Annotated in this window: 10 protein-coding genes; 3 read left to right on the plus strand and 7 right to left on the minus strand. The window is 64.1% G+C overall.

From position 1 onward, the window contains the following. The 3 genes from CI601_RS04865 (at position 1) to acnA (ending at position 5,965) form a co-directional block, all read left to right on the plus strand. Positions 1-615 carry a substrate-binding domain-containing protein gene (locus tag CI601_RS04865; RefSeq protein ID WP_121914531.1) on the plus strand — a complete coding sequence of 205 codons (615 nt, stop codon included), beginning with the start codon at positions 1-3 and terminating at the stop codon, positions 613-615. Between the two features lie 14 nt (positions 616-629). Then, positions 630-3,128, plus strand: coding sequence for an HAD-IC family P-type ATPase (locus CI601_RS04870; RefSeq protein WP_121914532.1), 2,499 nt, complete (start codon positions 630-632; stop codon positions 3,126-3,128). Positions 3,129-3,238: 110 nt separating this feature from the next. Then, positions 3,239-5,965, plus strand: coding sequence for an aconitate hydratase AcnA (gene acnA, locus CI601_RS04875; RefSeq protein WP_121914533.1), 2,727 nt, complete (start codon positions 3,239-3,241; stop codon positions 5,963-5,965). Between the two features lie 51 nt (positions 5,966-6,016). Here the strand turns inward: acnA and CI601_RS04880 are convergent, their stop codons facing one another. From CI601_RS04880 to CI601_RS08550, 7 genes are all read right to left on the minus strand, one after another. Then, on the minus strand, positions 6,017-6,820 hold the full coding sequence (locus tag CI601_RS04880; protein ID WP_121914534.1) for a Bax inhibitor-1/YccA family protein: 804 nt from the start codon (positions 6,818-6,820) through the stop codon (positions 6,017-6,019). 328 nt (positions 6,821-7,148) lie between these two features. Next, positions 7,149-10,421, minus strand: a complete 3,273-nt coding sequence (locus CI601_RS04885) for an InlB B-repeat-containing protein (protein WP_259465322.1) — start codon at positions 10,419-10,421, stop codon at positions 7,149-7,151. Positions 10,422-10,596: 175 nt separating this feature from the next. Then, the gene (locus CI601_RS08545; protein ID WP_259465323.1) at positions 10,597-10,743 is read right to left on the minus strand and encodes a hypothetical protein; all 147 of its coding nucleotides are present in this window, start codon (positions 10,741-10,743) and stop codon (positions 10,597-10,599) included. Between the two features lie 503 nt (positions 10,744-11,246). Next, positions 11,247-14,375: an InlB B-repeat-containing protein gene (locus tag CI601_RS04890; RefSeq protein WP_259465324.1), complete on the minus strand. Its 3,129-nt coding sequence runs from the start codon at positions 14,373-14,375 to the stop codon at positions 11,247-11,249. 241 nt (positions 14,376-14,616) lie between these two features. Beyond that, positions 14,617-14,763, minus strand: coding sequence for a hypothetical protein (locus CI601_RS08445; protein ID WP_183129728.1), 147 nt, complete (start codon positions 14,761-14,763; stop codon positions 14,617-14,619). A gap of 530 nt (positions 14,764-15,293) precedes the next feature. Continuing rightward, positions 15,294-18,488, minus strand: a complete 3,195-nt coding sequence (locus CI601_RS04895; RefSeq protein WP_259465325.1) for an InlB B-repeat-containing protein — start codon at positions 18,486-18,488, stop codon at positions 15,294-15,296. A gap of 238 nt (positions 18,489-18,726) precedes the next feature. Next, positions 18,727-18,876, minus strand: a complete 150-nt coding sequence (locus CI601_RS08550) for a hypothetical protein (protein ID WP_259465326.1) — start codon at positions 18,874-18,876, stop codon at positions 18,727-18,729. Between the last annotated feature and the right edge of the window lie 348 nt (positions 18,877-19,224).

Genomic DNA, 19,224 nt, shown 5'->3' on the forward strand with positions numbered 1-19,224 from the left:
ATGAGCCGCGCCGGGCGGATCGTGGCAGCGGTCAGGCGGCTTGCGGGTCTGCTGCTGGCGGTCGCTCTGCTGGCAGGTCTGCCCATGCTGACCGGTTGTGCCCCCAAGGACAGGGCCGTGGGTGACTCCTGGCATGAGGGCACCGTGCCCCATGACGGCGTGGATCGGTCCGACACACTCGTGGCCTTGATTGGCTGCCCGCAGAAGGGTGACAAGGAACCCGACACCGGTCTTGACAGCCGCATCCTGGCATCCTTGAAGGCCGAACGCATGAAGGGCTATTTCTCCTCCGCGCAGTCCACCAGCGATCAACAGGATGGGGTGCAGGATGCCGTCAACCGCGGGGTCAGTCTGATTCTGATTCGTCAACCCGGAGCCGGCGACTGGACCCCGGCCCTGAAGGCAGCCCGGAAGGCAGGCATCCCTGTGGTAGAGTTCGCTCAAAGCGCCAAGGCTTGGACCCCTGACCCAGGTAGGCTCTACTATGCGGCTACGGTTCACCCGGTGGATACTGCCGGGAATCCACACGCGCCCTTGCTGGCTGACGCTCTGCAGACCATTGTGGACGACGGACCGCATGCAAGGATTATGGCCGTGCGCCTGAGCGCCGACTGAGAGGGGGGCCAAGGATGAGCACAGGCAGTGAGCAAGAGCCGACTACGGGCACAGCAGTGGGCACAGGCTTTCCGGACACTGACCGGCCGGGGCTGAGCTCCCAGGAGGTGGAGCAGCTGAAGGCCCAGGGCCTGGTCAACGTCTCCCAGGACCAAACCTCCCGAAGCCTGGGCCAGATCATCCGCGACAACGTCTTCACCCTCTTTAATGGAATCATCCTGACCGCCATGGTGGTGGTCCTACTGACCGGCCAGTGGAAGGATGCGGTCTTCGGCCTGGTCATCATCATCAACACCGGCATCGGCGTGGCCACCGAGCTCAAGGCCAAGCACACCTTGGACGGGCTGTCCATCCTGGTGGCCTCCGACTATACGGTGCGCAGGGATGGCCGCAACCTGACCGTGCCCCACGATGCCATCGTCAAGGGGGACCTGCTCTGGATCCGCTCCGGGGACCAGGTGCCGGCCGACGCGCAGATCATCGACACCTACGGCCTGGAGCTGGACGAGTCCATGCTGACCGGCGAATCGCGCACGGTCAAGCACAAGCCGGGGGACCAGGTCTACTCGGGCTCCACGGCCGTCTCGGGCATGGCCCTGGCCCAGGTGACCGCCGTGGGCGCCGACTCCTACGCCGCCACGCTGACGGCCAAGGCCAAGGTCTACAAGAAGGTCCGCTCCGACCTGAACGAGGGCATCAACACCATCCTCAAGGTCATGACCGTGGTGGTCATTCCCCTCTGCCTGCTGCTCATCTTCACGCAGATGCGGACCGTGGGCGGCCTCCAGACTGCCCTGGCCACCGGAGCCTGGCGGCAGGCCGTGGTGTCTGCCGTGGCCGGGGTCGTGGGCATGATCCCCGAGGGTCTGGTCCTCTTGACCTCCCTGAACTTCGCCCTGGCCGCCATCCGCCTGGCACGGCATCAAACGTTGGTCCAGCAGATGGAGTCCGTGGAGACCCTGGCCCGGGTGGATGCCCTGAATCTGGACAAGACCGGCACCATCACCGACGGGGGCATCGTCTACGACGACCTGCATCCGCTGGCCGAGGACCTGCCGGCCCAGCAGCTGCGGCAGGCCCTGGTGGACGTCTGCGCGGAGGAGAGCCCCAACGCCACCGGCCGTGCCATCCTCAAGGGGATGGACGACCTGCGCCCGGGCAGGGCCGTCAGCCGCCTGCCCTTCTCTTCGGCCCGCAAGTGGAGCGCCGTGGCCGACCAGTCCGGCAGAATCTGGTACTTCGGCGCCCCGGAGGTGCTCCTGGCATCCCAGGCGGGCAGCTGGCCCCAGGTGGACCGGCAGGTGGCCGACCTGGCCGACCGCGGCTACCGGGTGCTGATGCTGGCCGCCCCCGACGGGTACCCGCGCACCGACCGGCCAGACTACTTCACCAGCAGCCCCGACCTGCCCGGGAACCTGAAGCCCCTGGCCCTGATCACCTGCTCGGAGCACATCCGCGACGACGCTGCCGAGACCCTGGCCTGGTTCCGCCAGCAGGGCGTGCGCTGCCGGGTCATCTCGGGCGACAACCCGGCCACGGTGGCGGCCATCGCCACCAAGGTGGGCCTGACCGGAGACCGGGCGCCCCGGGCCATGGATGCCCGCCAGCTGCCCGAGGACACCGCAGCCCTGGCCGATGTCCTGGAGGACGTGGACGTGCTGGGCCGGGTCCTGCCCGACCAGAAGAAGGCCATCGTCCAGGCCCTGCACCTGAAGGGTCACACGGTGGCCATGACCGGCGACGGGGTCAACGACTCCCTGGCCCTGAAGGAGGCGGACCTGGGCATCGCCATGGGCAATGCGGCGGCCGCCACCAAGGCCGTGGCCCAGCTGGTCCTGGTGGATTCGCGCTTCTCCCACCTGCCCGACGTGGTGGCCCGTGGCCGGCAGGTCATGGCCAACATGGAGCGTGTGGCCGGCCTCTTCCTGGTCAAGACCGTCTATTCGGCCCTGATCTCCCTGGGCGTGGTCCTGACCGGCATCCCCTTCCCCTACCTGCCCCGGCACATCACCTACATCGGCGCCCTGACCATCGGCACGCCGGCCTTCTTCCTGGCGCTGGCCCCCAACACCAGGCGCTACCGGCCCGGCTTCCTCAAGCGTGTGGTCGCCTTCGCCCTGCCCTCGGGCATCGCCACGGCTTTGATTGTGCTGGCGGCGGCCTGGAGCCTGCCCGGCCTGCTGGGACTGGACCTGGCCCGACCCGGCGACCTGGGGCGCTGGCGGTCGGTCTGCGCCATCGTCCTCTTCTGCATGGGCGTGCTGGTCCTGACCCAGGTGGCCCGGCCCCTGCGCTCCTGGAGGGGCCTGCTGGTCCTCTGCTTCGCCGCAGCCGGGGTGATTGGGGCCCTGATCCCCGTTGTGGCACGGTTCTTCGCCATCAGCCTGCCCACCGGTCCTGCCCTGGCCGCCACCGTGGCCTTCGCCCTGGCGGGTGCCCTGCTCATGGTCCTGGCCGTCCTGGGCTATCCGGCATGCGCACGTTACATCCGTCAGGTAACACATGGGCGCTAAGAATGAACCTCACAAGCACAGATAAGCGTCACTGACGGCCTGGGGTCCTCCCGCCGCCGGTCCACATGGGCGCCAGGGCAGGGCCCGAGCGTCCAAGGAAGGGGTGGTGCATGTCAGAATCCGCACAAGATGCAGGTCGTTCCAAGCTCAAGGTGGGCTCCGAGGAGTTCGAATACTACCGGATCAGCGACCTGCCGGGCATCGACCACCTGCCCTACAGCCTGCGCATCCTGGCCGAGAATCTGCTGCGGCACCAGAACGGGACCACGGTGACCCGGGACCAGCTGGACCAGCTTCTGGACTGGGACCCCAAGGCCCAGCCCGACAGGGAGATCCAGTACAGTCCCGCCCGGGTGCTCATGCAGGACTTCACCGGCGTGCCCTGCATGGTCGACCTGGCCACCATGCGCGATGCCGTCAAGGCCCTGGGCGACGACCCCTCCCTGGTCAACCCGCTCATCCCCGCGCAGATGGTCATCGACCACTCCGTCCAGGTGGACAGCTCGGGCGTGCCCGGCGCCCTGGAACACAACATGGACATGGAATACCGGCGCAACAGTGAGCGCTACCGCTTCCTGCGCTGGAGCCAGCAGGCCTTCCAAAACTTCCGCGTGGTGCCCCCGGGCACCGGCATCATCCACCAGGTCAACCTGGAGTACCTGGCCCAGGTGGTCATGCGCAGGGACAGGACCAAGGGGGAGGGGCCGGCCCTGGTCTACCCGGACTCCTGCGTGGGCACCGACTCCCACACCACCATGGTCAACGGCCTGGGGGTGCTGGGCTGGGGCGTGGGCGGCATCGAGGCCGAGGCGGCCATGCTGGGCCAGCCCATCTCCATGCTGGTGCCCCAGGTCCTGGGCTTCAAGCTGACCGGATCCATCCCCGAGGGGGTCACCGCCACCGACGTGGTGCTGACCGTGACCCAGATGCTGCGCGAGGTGGGCGTAGTCGGCCGGTTCGTGGAGTTCCACGGCAAGGGCCTGGCCCAGGTCCCCCTGGCCAACCGGGCCACCCTGGGCAACATGAGCCCCGAGTTCGGCTCCACCTGCGCCATCTTCCCCATCGACCGAATCACCCTGGACTACCTGCGTCTGACCGGCCGCAGCGACGAGCATGTGCGCCTGGTGGAGGCCTATGCCAAGGCCAACGGGCTGTGGATGGACCCGGAGGATGCCGACTGCCCCGAACCCGAATATTCGCAGGTGCTGGAGCTGGATCTGTCCACGGTGCGGCCGTCCATTGCCGGCCCCCGCCGGCCCCAGGACCGCATCCTGCTGGACCAGGCCCAGCAGACTTTCCATCGGGACCTGAAGGATTACAGCGACCAGGACAGGGACAGCGAGGCTGTGCCCGTCAAGAAGGCCGACGGCAGCGAGTTCAGCCTGTGGGACGGGGATGTGGTCATCGCGGCCATCACCTCATGCACCAACACCTCCAACCCCTCGGTCATGGTGGCCGCCGGTCTGCTGGCCCGCCAGGCGCGCGCCCGGGGCCTCAAGCCCAAGCCCTGGGTCAAGACCTCGCTGGCGCCGGGCTCCCAGGTGGTGACGGACTATCTGAACCGGACCGGCCTGAGCAAGGACCTGGACGCCCTGGGCTTCGAGCTGGTCGGCTACGGCTGCACCACCTGCATCGGCAACTCCGGACCCCTGGACCCGGCCATCCACCAGGCCATCGCCGACCACGACCTGACGGTGACGGCCGTGCTCTCGGGCAACAGGAACTTCGAGGGGCGCATCAGCCCGGATGTGAAGATGAACTACCTGGCCTCGCCGCCCCTGGTGGTGGCATACGCCCTGGCCGGCACCATGGATTTCGACCCCTGGCACGACCCCCTGGGCCAGGACAGCCAGGGCCAGCCGGTCATGCTGGCGGACATCTGGCCCTCCCAGGAGGCCATCGAGTCCGTGGTGGGCACCGCCCTGGACCGGGACATGTACCTGCGCGACTATGCGGACGTCTTCGGCGGGGACGAGCGCTGGCGGAAGCTGGAGGTGCCGGAGGGCGAGATCTTCCACTGGGATCAGGATTCCACCTACATCCGCCGCCAGACCTTCTTCGACGGCATGAAGGCCCAGCCCGACCCCCTGGAGGACATCCACGGGGCCCGGGTGCTGGCCCTGCTGGGGGATTCGGTCACCACCGACCACATCTCGCCCGCAGGGGCCATCAAGGCCGACGCACCGGCCGGCCGCTACCTGCAGGAGCATGGCATAGCCCCTAGGGACTTCAACTCCTACGGCTCCCGGCGTGGCAACCATGAGGTCATGGTCCGGGGCACCTTCGGCAACATCCGCCTGCGCAACCAGCTGCTGGCCTCGGTGGGGCTGGACGTGCGGCCGGGAGGGTTCACCTACGACTTCCTGAACGGCCAGGAGACGACCATCTTCGAGGCGGCGCAGGACTACGCCAGGCAGGGCACGCCCCTGGTGGTGCTGGCCGGCAGCGAATACGGCACGGGCTCCTCCAGGGACTGGGCGGCCAAGGGCACAAGGATGCTTGGTGTGCGGGCCGTCATCGCCAGGTCCTTCGAGCGCATCCACCGCAGCAACCTGATCGGCATGGGCGTGCTGCCGCTGGAGTTCCCTGCGGGTCAGTCGGCCCAGAGCCTGGGGTTGGACGGTCAGGAGACCTATGACCTGATCGGCGTCGATGCCCTGAACAGCTCCCTGCCCGAGCAGGTTCAGGTGCGGGCTCAGCGGCCCGACGGCAGCAGGGTGGAGTTTGCGGCCAAGGTTCGCATCGACACCCCTGGCGAGGCCGAGTACTACCGCAACGGCGGCATCCTGCAGTACGTGCTGCGTGGGCTGCTGTCCAGGGCCGATCAGGAGGCCTGAAGATACAAAAAATCCCCGCTACCAATGCCAGGGGCGGGGATTTTCTTTTTGTCAGTTGCGGTCGCCGACCAGATCCAGGATGTAGAGGAAGAGGTTGACGAAGTCCAGGTAGAGGTTGAGGGCGCAGAGGATGGAGACCCGCTTGATGGCCTCCGGCCCCTGGCTACGGTAGGTGGCGAAGATGGCCCTGGTCTGCTGGGCGTCATACATGGTCAGCCCGGCGAAGAGGATGATGCCGATGGCCGAGACCACGCGCAGGGCCGTGTTGGAGGGGGCCACGAAGAGCATGACCACCTCGACCAGGATCAGCATGAGCAGGCCGGCCATGAAGATGGAACCCATGCCCAGCATGTTGCGCCGTGTGGTCAGCGCCAGCATGCTGAGGACGAAGAAGAAGCCTGCGGTGATCACCAGGGTCAGCATGATGGAGGGCAGGGAGTAGGTCATGAAGATGGTGCTCAGGGTGAAGCCCATCAGGGCCGCATAGAGGTAGAACATGACCCGGGCGGTGGAGGTGCGCATGCGCATAACCCGGAAGCTCAGAATCATGGCGAAGGCCACCTGGACCACGGCCATGCCGATCCAGCCCAGGGTGCCCGTGGCCTGCATGAAGGCCAGGTGCAGTCCGGTCCGGGCGGTCAGATAGGCCGTCAGGGCGGTGACCAGCAGGCCGACGGCCATCTCCGCATAGGCGCGGGACATGGAGACCCGTTCCGCCTTTTCAAAACTGTATGCTGCGCTGGTGTCGATGGGCGCGCCCATGCCGTAGGGCTCACCGCTCTGCATGGTCGGTATCGGCTGTTGTGTGTACTGACCGTATGGGGCCTGCGGCCGCGGATTCCCGTTGAAAGCCATCTGCTCCTCCTTGTCTTCCCGCCTATGGCGGATGGTCGTCTTGTTCAAGTCTACATGGCCGGTTTGGCCCTATAACAGGTGTTTGCTCTGGTTGGAATCAGGCGGGGGTGGCCGCCATGGCGGGGTGGTTGCATGCCCGTATCCCGCCATGGCGGTTGCCCCCTCTCCTGATGCGCCGTCCAGACTTTGCAGGCTGGGCGGAGTGTGGTGGGGGGAGGGAGGGAAGTGTCGGGCTCTCTTGGGGTTTGAGCCTTCAGTGACACTTTTCCTCCCTGCTCCCCCTATGTAGGGCCGGGGGCGGGGGGATTGATACGCCGCCCGGCCCGTCTTACTCGTGCGAAGCGTTTGACAGTCGGTGCTGTTCTTTCCGGTGGCGGCGTGAGGCCAGGACCCCGCCCATGCCGGTCATGCCGGTGGCCAGGGCGAGCAGGATGCCCTCCCCGCCTGCCTTGGGGAGCACGCCTGCGGGCAGGTACGTGTATCGGAGGGTAGTGTCCGGCGTTTGGGCTGCGCCGCCCAGCGTGTAGTCCACGCTGACGGTGACCGTGCCCGGCTGGTGCGCGGGCGTGATCACGCTCACGCTGCCGCCATCGCCGCGCGTCAGGCCTGATACGGGGGTCTGGTCGAATCTGACGCCGGTGATCACCAGCTGCAGGTTGAACACCACCGGCACAGGAACCCTTGATTGGTTGGTGGTGCCGTTGCCGAGCTGGCCAGCGTTGTTGAATCCCCAGGCGTAGGCGTTGCCGTCGCTTCCCAGGGCCAGCGAATGAGAGCCTCCGGCGCTGACCTGCAGGTAGGTGAAATCCGCAGGCAGGTTCGGGTAGGTCTTGCGGTCGGGCGTCTTCACCCTGACTGGCGTATGCCGGTCGGTGGTCGTCCCGTCGCCGAGCCGGCCATTGCCGTTTGATCCCCAGGCGTAGGCGTTGCCGTCGCTGCCCAGGGCCAGGGAATGAAAGTATCCGGCGCTGACCTGCAGGTAGGTGAAATCCGCAGGCAGGTCCGGGTACGCCTTGCGGTCAGGTGTTTTCACCCTGACTGGCGTATGCCGGTCGGTGGTCGTCCCGTCGCCGAGCTGGCCATCTTCGTTGTTGTCTCCCCAGGTGTAGGCGTTGCCGTCGCTGCCCAGGGCCAGGGAATGCCAGTATCCGCCGCTGACCTGCACGAAGGTGAAATCCGCAGGCAGGTTCGGGTACGTCTTCCGGTCGGGCGTCTTCACCCTGACCGGCGTGTACCGGCTGCTGGTTGTCCCGTCGCCGAGCTGGCCATCGAAGTTGTCTCCCCAGGCGTAGGCGTTGCCGTCGCTGCCCAGGGCCAGGCAATGCCATCCTCCGCCGCTGACCTGCAGGTAGGTGAAATCCTTGGGCAGGTCCGGGTACGTGTTGCGGTCGGGCGTCTTCACCCTGACCGGCGTATATCGGTTGGTGCCTGTCCCGTCGCCGAGCCGGCCATTGCCGTTGAATCCCCAGGCGTAGATGTTCCCGTCGCTGCCCAGGGCCAGGGAATGCCAGTATCCGGCGCTGACCTGCAGGTAGGTGAAATCCTTGGGCAGGTCCGGGTACGTCTTGCGGTCGGGCGTCTTCACCCTGACTGGCGCATATCGGTCGGTGCTCGTCCCGTCGCCGAGCTGGCCATTGCCGTTGTATCCCCAGGTGTAGGCGTTGCCGTCGCTGCCCAGGGCCAGGGAATGCCGCCATCCGACGCTGACCTGCACGTAGGTGAAATCCTCTGGCAGGTTCGGGTACGTGTTCCGGTCGGGCGTCCTCACTATGACCGGTGTAGTCCTTTGAGTGGTTGTCCCGTCGCCGAGCTGGCCATAGGTGTTGTCTCCCCATGCGTAGGCGTTCCCATCACTGCCCACAGCCAAGGAAAAACCATGGTCTGGGTCTTTTCCTCCGCTGACCTGGTTGAACCTGATGCCCCGGCTGGCGCTTTCCGGCGGGGTGATGGTGGTGGATTCCCTGCCAAGCTGGCTGCCCTTATCAGGGCTGATGCTCCAGGTGCTGTTCTGGCTTTCCGGCGTCCACTTGGCGGTCAGGGTCAGGTCCTTGTCGACAGGCCTGCTGAAATCGTAAGCGACCTCGCCTATGAACCACCCGTCGAACAGGAAGCCTTCGCGAGACGGGTCGGGTGAAGGCCGCTTCACCCTGCCGTTCGGGGTGGAGACACTCTGGTCTGCTGGTTCGGGTTTCCCCCCGCCCGTGTCGAATCGGACCGTGAGTGTGGATCGTGGTTCGGTGTCTCTGGTCAGTGGCTGGTCGACTGAGTATTCGAGGCTTCTGGTGAAGGGCTGGCTGTCCTGCCTGCCGGTGATGAGGATGGCGGCTGGCCCGGGCTTGCGGGCGGGCATGTCCACCTGCCATGAGTTGTTGTTCCTGCTGAGCGTCAATGCTTGGCCGTCCATGCTGGCTGATTCCAAAGCGGGTGACTGTGTGGTGTCGAGTCTGGCTGGCCTGCCCGGCTGGCCCTGCCCGTCCAGGCTCCACGTGAACATATTGCCTTGCCCGCTGATGGCAGTGACCCTGCTGCCGATGCTCGCAGCCTGCACGTATGGCTGATTCCCGTCGTCTGCTCGGGTGGGCGCTTCGCCGGGCTTCCAGGCCCAAAGCTGTCCGTTCTTGCTGACGATTATGGCCTGGTTCTCGTTGGCGGCGATATGGCTGGCCTTGGTGCCGTCCGGCAAGCCGACTGGGGTTACGCTTGCCTCGCTGTCGGCCAGGTACCAGGGCTGTCCCTTTGAATCCAAGAGCAGGAATCCTTTACTGAAGGCTTGGACTTGGACGGTGCGCATTTCGGTGTCTTGTTTGATGTGTACAGGCTTAGTTTTTCTGGTGTTGCTCGCCTTCCAGGTCCAGGTCTGCCCGTCCGCGTCCACTATGAGAGCCTGGCTGGCGGAGGCGACGGCGTTGACGGCCTGCGCCTTTCCGGGCAGGCTGAGCGTTGCCTGTTCGGCGGGCTTCGGGTTCAGGTCCTGGTTGCCGGGCTGGCTGGTTTGGAAGGCGTGGACCTGTCCCTGCCGGTCCACCGCCAAGAGCCAGTCATCGTTCAGGCCGATGCTGGTGAACCCGGCATCCTGGCCAGTGCCGAGAATCTTGGGTGCGGCCTCTCGGCTGGTCCAGGTGTAGATGTGCTGGTCGGATCCGAGTGCGGCCTGCCATTGTCTGCCGGCTGCAACCTGCAGGTAGTGGAACCCGTCGGCGGCCTGGGCGGGGAAGGGAACCTGCTTGGGTGTGCTGTCTTGTGCCCAGACGTAGATACGGCCGTCGCCGGTCAGGCTGACAACCTGCTCTCCTGCAGTGTGAATGCTGGCGAATTGAGGTTCCTGCCTGTCGGGTGGGCTGATGGTCAGCTGGGCTCCGGTGGCGGGCCCGTGGTCCGGGCTCAGCGTCCAGTCAGTTATCTTGGTCCATTGTGCTTTCAGTGCCGTGTCTCTAAGGATGGGGGTCTGGAAGTTGAAAGGCTGGCCGTCGTATGTCCACCCGTCGAACCGGAAGCCCTCACGCACTGGATTGTGTTGCGGGGGAGTGGCGAGGGTGCCGGTTTGCACAGTCGCTTCTGTGGGTTTGCTGCCGTCGACCGGGTCGAAGCGCACTGTTTGCACGGCCTGATCACTGGTATCGGATGGCTTAGTTGGAGCGGGTTCTGTGTCGTCCGGACTGCTCGTCTTCAGTGACAGGGTGTCTTGTCTGGGGCTTAATGGTGCGGTGGTTTGTATCGGTGATGGTGTGGGTAGTGGTGTGCTGGTTGTGTTGCTGGGGAAAGTGCCGGGGGTTCTGTCAGCTACGCGAGGGGTCTGACGACCCCCCCCCCCCGGTGAGGATGGGAGCGTCCGCCTGGGCGGATGCGACGCCCAGGCCTGCCAGCAGGCTGATCAGGACGGTCATCATCGCCATGATGCGACGCAGACGGTAAACCAGATGCATGAAACCAAAACCCCTTCACCAAACACCAAGCGGAACAAATGCCGCCTGCCTACGTAAGTTCTGCCTGTCGGAAAGCCGTGCTGTCTGTCAATGCCAGCCCTGCATCGGATTGCAGGAGCCATGGCGTAAGCCAGTCGTCTTTTCGACGTCCCCCGCTTTTCACCCTACCACCCGGTCGGCAGACAACACACATAAGCCAGAGCCAGCCGTCCGAAGACAACGAGTTCGGCAGCTGACGTTACGGAATTATGCCAGGACGGGGAGAACAGGCAGAGGCCAGGCTTGTCCGGGTGGTAAGCCCTGTTGCCTGCCCTGCTGTGTTCATCTCCCCTCCTGGGCGGAAACAAGAGAGGTTTGCCCGTATCCCCGCAGGCGGAAGTGTGGTGGGGGCGCGGGAGGGATGTGTCGGCTCTCTTGGGGTTTGAGCCTTGATTGACACGTTTCCTCCCTGCTCCCCCTTGATGGGCCGGGGGCGGGGGGATTGATACGCCGCCCGGCCGCTCTTACTCGTGCGAAGCGTGCAATAGTTGGCGTGTTTCCTGCCGGTGGCGGCGCGAGGCGAGGACCCCGCCCATGCCGGTCATGCCGGTGGCCAGGGCGAGCAGGATGCCCTCCCCTCCGGCCCTTGGGAGCACGCCTGCGGGCAGGTACGTGTACTTCAAGGATGTGTCGGGCGTTTGGGGTGCGCCGCCCAGCGTGTAGTCCACGCTGACGGTGACCGTGCCCGGCTGGTGTGCGGGCGTGAGCACGGTCACGCTGCTGCCATCGCCGCGCGTCAGGTTCGTGCCGGCATTGCTGTCGAATCTGACGCCGGTGATCACCAGCTGCAGGTTGAACACCACCGGCACAGGAATATTCGAGTCCTTGGTGGTGTCGTTGCCGAGCTGGCCATTGCCGTTGGCACCCCAGGTGTAGGCGTTTCCGTCACTGCCCAGGGCCAGCGAATAATATTCTCCGGCGCTGAGCTGTACGGCCTTTAGCCCCTTGCTCGTATCGGTGGGGTTGGCGGGGTTGCGCACGCGTACAGGAACGGACGAATCTCTGGTGGTGGTGTTGCCGAGCTGGCCATAGTTGTTCCATCCCCATGCGTAGGTGTATCCGTCGCTGCCCAGGGCCAGTGAATGATTGAATCCGGCGATAATCTGTGCGGCTTGCAGTCCTTTGCTCGTATCGTTGGTCTTGGCGGGGTCGCGCACGCGCACAGGAACAGACGAATTCGCATAGCTGCCGCTGCTGTTGTTGCCGAGCTGGCCATAGTTGTTGTATCCCCATGCGTAGGCATACCCGTCGCTGCCCATGGCCAGCGAATGATCGCCTCCGCCGTTGACCTGCACGTAGGTAAAATCCGCAGGTGCGTTTGTAGGTTTCCACACTTTGACTGGCGTAGTCCTGTCGGTTTTCGTCCCGTCGCCGAGCTGGCCATAGTTGTTGTATCCCCAGGCGTAGGCGTTCCCGTCGCTGCTTAGGGCCAGCGAATGCTGCCATCCGGCGCCGACCTGTACGTAGGTGAAGTCGGTCGGCTTGCCTGTAGGCTTCCTTACTTTGACTGGCGTCGTCCTTTGAATGGTCGTCCCGTCGCCGAGCTTGCCATAGGTGTTGCTTCCCCATGCGTAGGCGTTCCCGTCGCTGCCCAGAGCCAGCGAATGATCGTCTCCTGCGCTGATCTGTACGTAGGTGAGGCCTGTAGGTTTCCCTACTTTGACCGGCGTAGTCCTTTGAGTGGTTGTCCCGTCGCCGAGCTGGCCATAGGTGTTGCTTCCCCATGCGTAGGCGTTGCCGTCGCTGCCCACGGCCAGCGAACAATCCCATCCGGCGCTGACCTGCACGTAGGTGAAATCCGCAGGTGCGTTTGTAGGTTTCCTCACTTTGACTGGCGTAGTCCTGTCGGTTTTCGTCCCGTCGCCGAGCTGGCCATAGTAGTTGTTTCCCCATGCGTAGGCGTTCCCGTCGCTGCCCACAGCCAAGGAAAAACTTTTGTTGGAACTTTTTCCTCCGCTGATCTGGTTGAACCTGATGCCCCGGCTTGTGTCGGGCGGGGTGATGGTGGTGGATTCCCTGCCCAGCTGGCTGCCCTTGTCGGGGCTGATGCTCCACGTGCTGTTCGGAGTCCACTTGGCCGTCAGGGTCAGGTCCTTGTCGACGGGCTTGCTGAAATCGTAGGCGACATCGCCGATGAACCATCCGTCGAACAGGAAGTCTTCACGCGCCGGGTCGGGGGAGGGGCGCTTCACCCTGCCGTATGGGGTGGAGAATTGCTGGTCTTCTGGTTCTGGTTTTCCGCCTCCCGTGTCGAAGTGGACCGTGAGCGTAGATCGTGGTTCGGCGGCTCGTGTCGGCGGCTGGTCGACCGTGTAGTTGAGGTTTCTGGTGAAGGGCTGGCCGTCCTGCCTGCCGGTGATGGTGATGGCGGCTGGTCCCGGCTTGCGGGCGGGCATCTGCGCCTGCCAGGAGCCGTTGTTCCTGGTGAGTTTGAGCGGCTGGCTGTCCAGACTGGCTGATTCCAGGATGGGCGCCTGTGTGGTGTCGAGCCGGGCTGGCCCGCCGTGCTGGCCCTGCCCGTCCAGGCTCCACCTGTATAGGCTGCCCTGCCTGCTGATGGCGGTGACCCTGCTGCCGGTTGCGGCGGCCTGTATATATTGATGATTTCTGTTGTCCGCACGAACCGGTGTTTCGCCGGGCTTCCACACCCAAAGGAAGCCGTCCGTGCCGGTGATCATAGCCTGGTCCTTGTTGGCTCTGATCTGGCTAGCCTTGGCGCCGTCCGGCAAACTGACCGGGGTCATGCTGGCAGTGTTGCCAGCCAGGTAGCAGGCCTGCCCGTCCGTGTCCAAGAGGATGAACCCCTGGCTGAGAGCCTGGGCTTGAATGACGCGCATGTCCGGGTCCAGCTTGATACGTTCGGGTTCGGCTTTCCTGGTGTTGCTGGTGTCCCAGGTCCAGGCCTGCCCGTCCGCGTCCACAATGAGAGCCTGGCTGCCGGAAGCGACGGCGAGGACGGCCTGCGCCCGCCCCGGCAGGCTGGTTGCGGCCTGCTTTGTGAATTTCAGGTTCAGACCCTGACTTTCGGTATCGCTGGCCTGATAGGTGTGGATTCGTCCCTGCCGGTCCACGGCCAGCAGCCGGTCGTCGTTCATGCTGATGCTGGTGAACTCGGCGTTCTGACCGGTGTCGAGGATGCTGGGCGCAGGCTGTTGGCTGGTCCATGTGTAGATGTGCTGGTCGGATCCCAAGGCGGCCTGCCGGCGGGTGCCGGCTGCGGCCTGCAGGTAGCGGAACCCGTCAGAAGCCTGGGCGGGGGTGGGAACCTGTATTGGCGTGCTGTCCTGCGTCCATGTGTAGATGCGGCCGTCGCCGGTCAGACCGACAAACCGGTCTCCGAAAGTATGGATGCTGATGTAGTAGGGTTCCTGCAGGCTGGGTGGGCTGATGGTCAGGTGGGCGCCGGAGGCGGGCCCGTGGTCCGGGCTCAGTGTCCAGTCCGCGGTCTTGGTCCATTGTGCTTTCAGGGTGGTGTCCTGGAGGATGGGGGTCTGGAAGTCAAAAGGCTGGCCGTCAAGCGTCCATCCGTCGAACCGGAAGTCGGGTCGCTGAGGATTGTGTTGCGGGGGAGTGGCGAGATTGCCGGTTTTCACGGTTGATTGGGTGGGTTTGCTGCCGTCAGCAGGGTCGAAGCGCACTGTGCGCGAAGCCTGATTGTCTGCCTTTTCGGCTGATTGAGTCGGTGTGGTGTCCGTGTTGCCAGGTGTTGTCGTCGTCGATGACGAGGTGTTCGGACTAGGCGTTGCGGAGCTTAGTGGTGTGGTGGCTTGTATTGGTGAGGGTGAGGGTAGTGGCGTGTCTAGTGCGCTGCTGGGGAGAGTGCCGGGGGTTTCTTTAGCTACGCGAGGGGTCTGACGACCCCCCCCCCCCGGTGAGTATGGGAGCATCCGCCTGGGCGGATGCGACGCCCAGGCCTGCCAGCAGGCTGATCAGGACGGTCATCATCGCCATGATGCGACGCAGACGGGAAACCAGATGCATGAAACCAAAACCCCTTCACCAAACACCAAGCGGAGCAAACACCGCTTGCCTATAGCTTTAACGTTCTCCTGTCGGAAAGTTGCCCAATGCTCAAGGTCAGCCCGTGCAACAGACTGCGCGAATCCTGACGGAAGCCAGTCGTCTTTTCGACATCCCCCTTTTGTCACCCTACCACCCAGCCTACAGATAACACACACGAGCCGGGTCAGTCATCGACGACAATGAATTTTTTGGTTGAGCAAAAGTATTTGTTTGTACCAAGTATCCGGAACTGGGAGCACGGACGAAGACCGAGCGGACTTGGGGTTCTGTGCCGCTTGATCGGTTTGCCCAAGTTTCCTTCTTCCCATTGCAGAGGCGAGATGTGCATGCCTGCTCTCAATTCCTGTCAGCATCAGTCGACGGTAGTGTGGTGGTGGGGGCGCAAGAGGAGTGCCGGCTCCCTTGGGGATGAGCCTTGTATGTGGCATTCCTCCGTGCGCCCCCGTTGTAAGCCGGGGGTGGGGGGATTGATCCGCCTCCGGCCTGTCTTACTCGTGTGAAGTATGCAACAGCCTGTGCCGTTCTCTCCTGTGGCGACGCGAGGCCAGGACCCCGCCCATGCCGGTCATGCCGGTGGCCAGGGCGAGCAGGATGCCTTCCCCACCGGCCCTTGGGAGCACGCCTGCAGGCAGATATGTATATCTGAGGGAAGTATCGGGCTGCTGGGCTGTGCCGCCCAGCGTGTAGTCCACGCTGACGGTGACCGTGCCCGGCACGTGTATTGGCGTGAGCACGGTGACACTGTTGTCTTTGCCATGCGTCAAGCCCGATACGGCAGTCTGATCGAATTTGACGCCGGTGATCACCAGCTGCAGGTTGAACGTCACCGGCACAGGAACAGTCGATAGGCTGGTGTTGCCGTTGCCGAGCTGGCCATAGCCGTTGTATCCGCAGGCGTATGTGTATCCGTTTGGGCTCACGGCCAGCGAATGATGGTCTCCGGCAATGAACTGTGTAGCTTTTAGTCCTTTGCTCGAGTCGGTGGGGCTGGCGGGGTCGCGCACGTGTACAGGGACAGACGAATTGCTGTAGCTGGTGCCGTTGCCGAGCTGGCCATACTTGTTGTATCCCCAGGCGTAGGCGTATCCGTCGCTGCCAACGGCCAGTGAATGATAGTATCCGCCGCTCACTTGTACGGCTTGCAGTCCTTTGCTCGAATCGTAGGGGTTGGCGGGGTCGCGCACGTGCACAGGAACAGACGAGTCGTTGTAGGTGTTGTTGTTGCCGAGCTGGCCATTGCTGTTGTATCCCCAGGCGTAGGCATATCCGTCGCTGCCCACCGCAAGTGAATGATAGGTTCCGGTGCTCACCTGTGTGGCTTTCAGTCCTATGCTCGTGTCAGTGGGGTTGGCGGGGTCGCGCACGCGTACCGGAACAGACGAATCTGCATAGTAACCGTTGCTGTTGTTGCCGAGCTGGCCACGGGAGTTGTCTCCCCAGGCGTAGGCGTATCCGTCGTTGCCTATGGCCAGCGAATGCTCGTATCCGGCGCTTACTTGCACGTAGGCCAAATCTGCAGGCACATCTGTAGAAGTTTTGGGATCAGGCTTGCTCACCATGACCGGCGTAGTCCTGCTGGTGGTTGTCCCGTCGCCGAGCTGACCAGAGCTGTTGTATCCCCATGCGTAGGTGTTCCCGTCGGCGCCCACGGCCAGTGAATGATAGGTTCCGCCGCTCACCTGTACGGCTTTCAGTCCTTTGCTTGTGTCTGTGGGGCTGGCGGGGTCGCGCACACGCACCGGAGCATACGAAGAGCTGTGGCTGTTGTTGCCGAGTTGGCCATAGTTGTTCCATCCCCAGGCGTAGACGTATCCATCGCTGCCCAAGGCCAGCGAATGCAGCCATCCGGCGCTGACCTGCACGTAGGTGAAGTCCGTGGGCGCGCCTTCAGGCTTCTTCACCATGACCGGCGTAGTCTGGCTGGTTCTCGTCCCGTCGCCGAGCTGGCCATACGTGTTGTTGCCCCAGGCGTAGGCGTTCCCGTCGCTGCCAATGGCCAAGGAGAAACCATAGGAAGTGCTACCGTCGTATTTTGATCCGCTGAGTTGGCTGAATCTGATGCCTCGGCTGGTGTTCGGCGGGGTGATGGTGGTGGATTCCCTGCCCAGCTGGCTGCCCTTGTCGGGGCTGATGCTCCACTTGTTGTTCTGGCTTTCGGTCCACTTGGCGGTCAGGGTCAGATCCTTGGTGACGGGCATGCTGAAGTCGTAGGCGACTTCCCCGATGAACCATCCGTCGAACTGGTAGCCTTCGCGCGTCGGGTCGGGTGAGGGCCGCTTCGCTCTGCCGTAGGGGTCTGAGATGTTCTGGTCTGCGGGTTTGGGGCTTCCTCCGTCCGCATTGAAAGTGACGGTGTGGGTGGTGCTCTGCTGGTCGGCTCGTGTCAGTGGCTGGTCGACCGTGTAGTTGAGGCTTATGGTGAAGGGCTGGCCGTCCTGCCTGCCGGCGATGGTGATTGTGGCTAGTCCCGGTTTGTGTGCGGGGATTTCCGCCTGCCAGATGCTGCTGGTCTTGCTGAGTTTGAGCGGTTGGCTGTTCAGGCTGGCTGATTCCAGGGTGGGGTCGGTGCTGGTGTCGAGTCTGGCTGGCTTGCCGGGCTGACCCTGCCCGTCTAGGCTCCACCTGTATATGTGGCCCTGCCTGCTGATAGCAGTGACCCTGCTGCCGGCAGCTGTGGCCTTCACGTAGACCTGTCCCTTGTTCTCCGCGCCCTTGGGCGCTTCGCCGGGCTGCCATGCCCAGAGGCGGCCGCCTTTGCCGACGATCATGGCCTGGTCATTGTTGGTGGCGGCCGAGCTGGCTTTCATGCCTTCTGGCAGCTTGACGGCAGTGGAATCGGCTGCGGTGTTGGCCAGGTACCGGGCTTGCCCGTCCGCGTTCAGAAGGAGAAACCCCTGGTTGAGGGCTTGGGCTTGGACGATGCGCATGCCGGGCTGCTGTTTGATGCGTGCGGGTTCGGCTTTTCCGGTGTTGTTCTTGTCCCAGGTCCAGGCTTGCCCGTCTGCGTCCAGGGCGAGGATCCGGCTGGCTGAGGCTGCGGCGAGGACGGCCTGCGCCTGCCCCGGCAGCCTGGTTGTGGTTTGTTCGACGGGCTTCTGGTGCGGATTCTGGCTGCCGGTCTGGCTGTCTTGGAAGGTGTGGACCTGTCCCTGCCGGTCCACGGCCAGGAGCCGGTCGTCGTTCATGCTGATGCTGGTGAACCTGCTGCTCTGGCTGGTGTCGAGGATCACGGGTGTCGCTTGTTGGCTGTTCCAGGTGTAGAGCTGCTGATCGGATCCTAATGCGGCATGCCAGTGGCTGCCGGCTGCGGCCTGCAGGTAGTGGAACCCGGCAGGAGTCTGCGCGGGGGAGGGGATCTGTTTGGGTGTGCCACCTTGCGTCCATGTGTAGATGCGGCCGTCGCCGGTCAGGCCGACAGTCTGGTCTCCTGCGGTTTGGACGCTGACATAGTAGGGTTCCTGCGGGCTGGGCGGGTTGATGGTCAGTCGGGCGCCGGTGGCGGGCCCGTGGTCCGGGCTCAGTGTCCAGTCCGTGGTCTTCGACCATTGGGCTTTCAGGGTCGTGTCCTGGAGGATGGGGGTCTGGAAGTCGAAGGGCTGGCCGTCAAGCGTCCATCCGTCGAACAGGAAGCCTTCGCGCACTGGGTTCTGTTGCGGGGGAGCGGCGAGCGTGCCGGTTTTCACGGTTGATTGAGTAGGCGCGTTCCCGTCAGCAGGGTCGAAGCGTACTATGTGTGAAGTGTGATCATCGGTATCGGATGGCTTGGTTGAAGCGGATCCTGTGTTGTCCGGACTGCTTGTTGACGATTGCGGGGTATTTGGGCTTGGTGTCGTGGAGCTCAGTGGCGAGGAAGGTGTCAGCGGTGATGGCGAGGGCAGTGGAGTGTTTTTTGCGTTGCTGGGGAGAATGCCGGGGGTTTGCTTAGCTACGCGAGGGGTCTGACGACCCCCCCCCCCCGGTGAGTACAGGAGCGTCCGCCGCATTGGCGGACGCGACGCCCAGGCCTGCCAGCAGGCCCAGCAGGACGGTCATCATCGCCAACACGCGACGCAGACGGGAAACCAGATGCATGACTCGTAAACCCCTTCACCAACACCAAGCGGAGCCAGCGGCTCGCTTAAAAGCGTCTTGTTTGCCGGAAAGCCGTCCTGTCTTTCAACGCCAACCCTGCACCGGATTGCAGGAACTGTGGCGGAAGCCAGCCGTCTTCCCGTTACCCCTGTTTTTCACCATACCACCGGTTTGACAAGCAACACACAAGCCGGATCCAAAGGCCCGACGGCTGTGATTGCAGTAATGGGGCATAGTCGGCTGCTTAGGGCAATTATGAAATTGCATGAAAGGGGCTGGCTAGGATCGGGTGGGGGTGGCCGCCATGGTGGGGTGGTTGCATGCCCGTATCCCGCCATGGCGGTTGCC

This window comes from Bifidobacterium sp. wkB344, from assembly GCF_003688305.1.
GTDB lineage: Bacteria > Actinomycetota > Actinomycetes > Actinomycetales > Bifidobacteriaceae > Bombiscardovia > Bombiscardovia mizhiensis.

What these genes read in the sequence shown, in the direction of transcription:
- CI601_RS04865 (WP_121914531.1), top strand. Translation starts at nt 1, where the DNA reads ATGAGCCGCGCCGGGCGGATCGTGGCAGCGGTCAGGCGGCTTGCGGGT.
- CI601_RS04870 (WP_121914532.1), top strand. Translation starts at nt 630, where the DNA reads ATGAGCACAGGCAGTGAGCAAGAGCCGACTACGGGCACAGCAGTGGGC.
- acnA (WP_121914533.1), top strand. Translation starts at nt 3,239, where the DNA reads ATGTCAGAATCCGCACAAGATGCAGGTCGTTCCAAGCTCAAGGTGGGC.
- CI601_RS04880 (WP_121914534.1), bottom strand. Translation starts at nt 6,820, where the DNA reads ATGGCTTTCAACGGGAATCCGCGGCCGCAGGCCCCATACGGTCAGTAC.
- CI601_RS08545 (WP_259465323.1), bottom strand. Translation starts at nt 10,743, where the DNA reads ATGCATCTGGTTTACCGTCTGCGTCGCATCATGGCGATGATGACCGTC.
- CI601_RS08445 (WP_183129728.1), bottom strand. Translation starts at nt 14,763, where the DNA reads ATGCATCTGGTTTCCCGTCTGCGTCGCATCATGGCGATGATGACCGTC.
- CI601_RS08550 (WP_259465326.1), bottom strand. Translation starts at nt 18,876, where the DNA reads ATGCATCTGGTTTCCCGTCTGCGTCGCGTGTTGGCGATGATGACCGTC.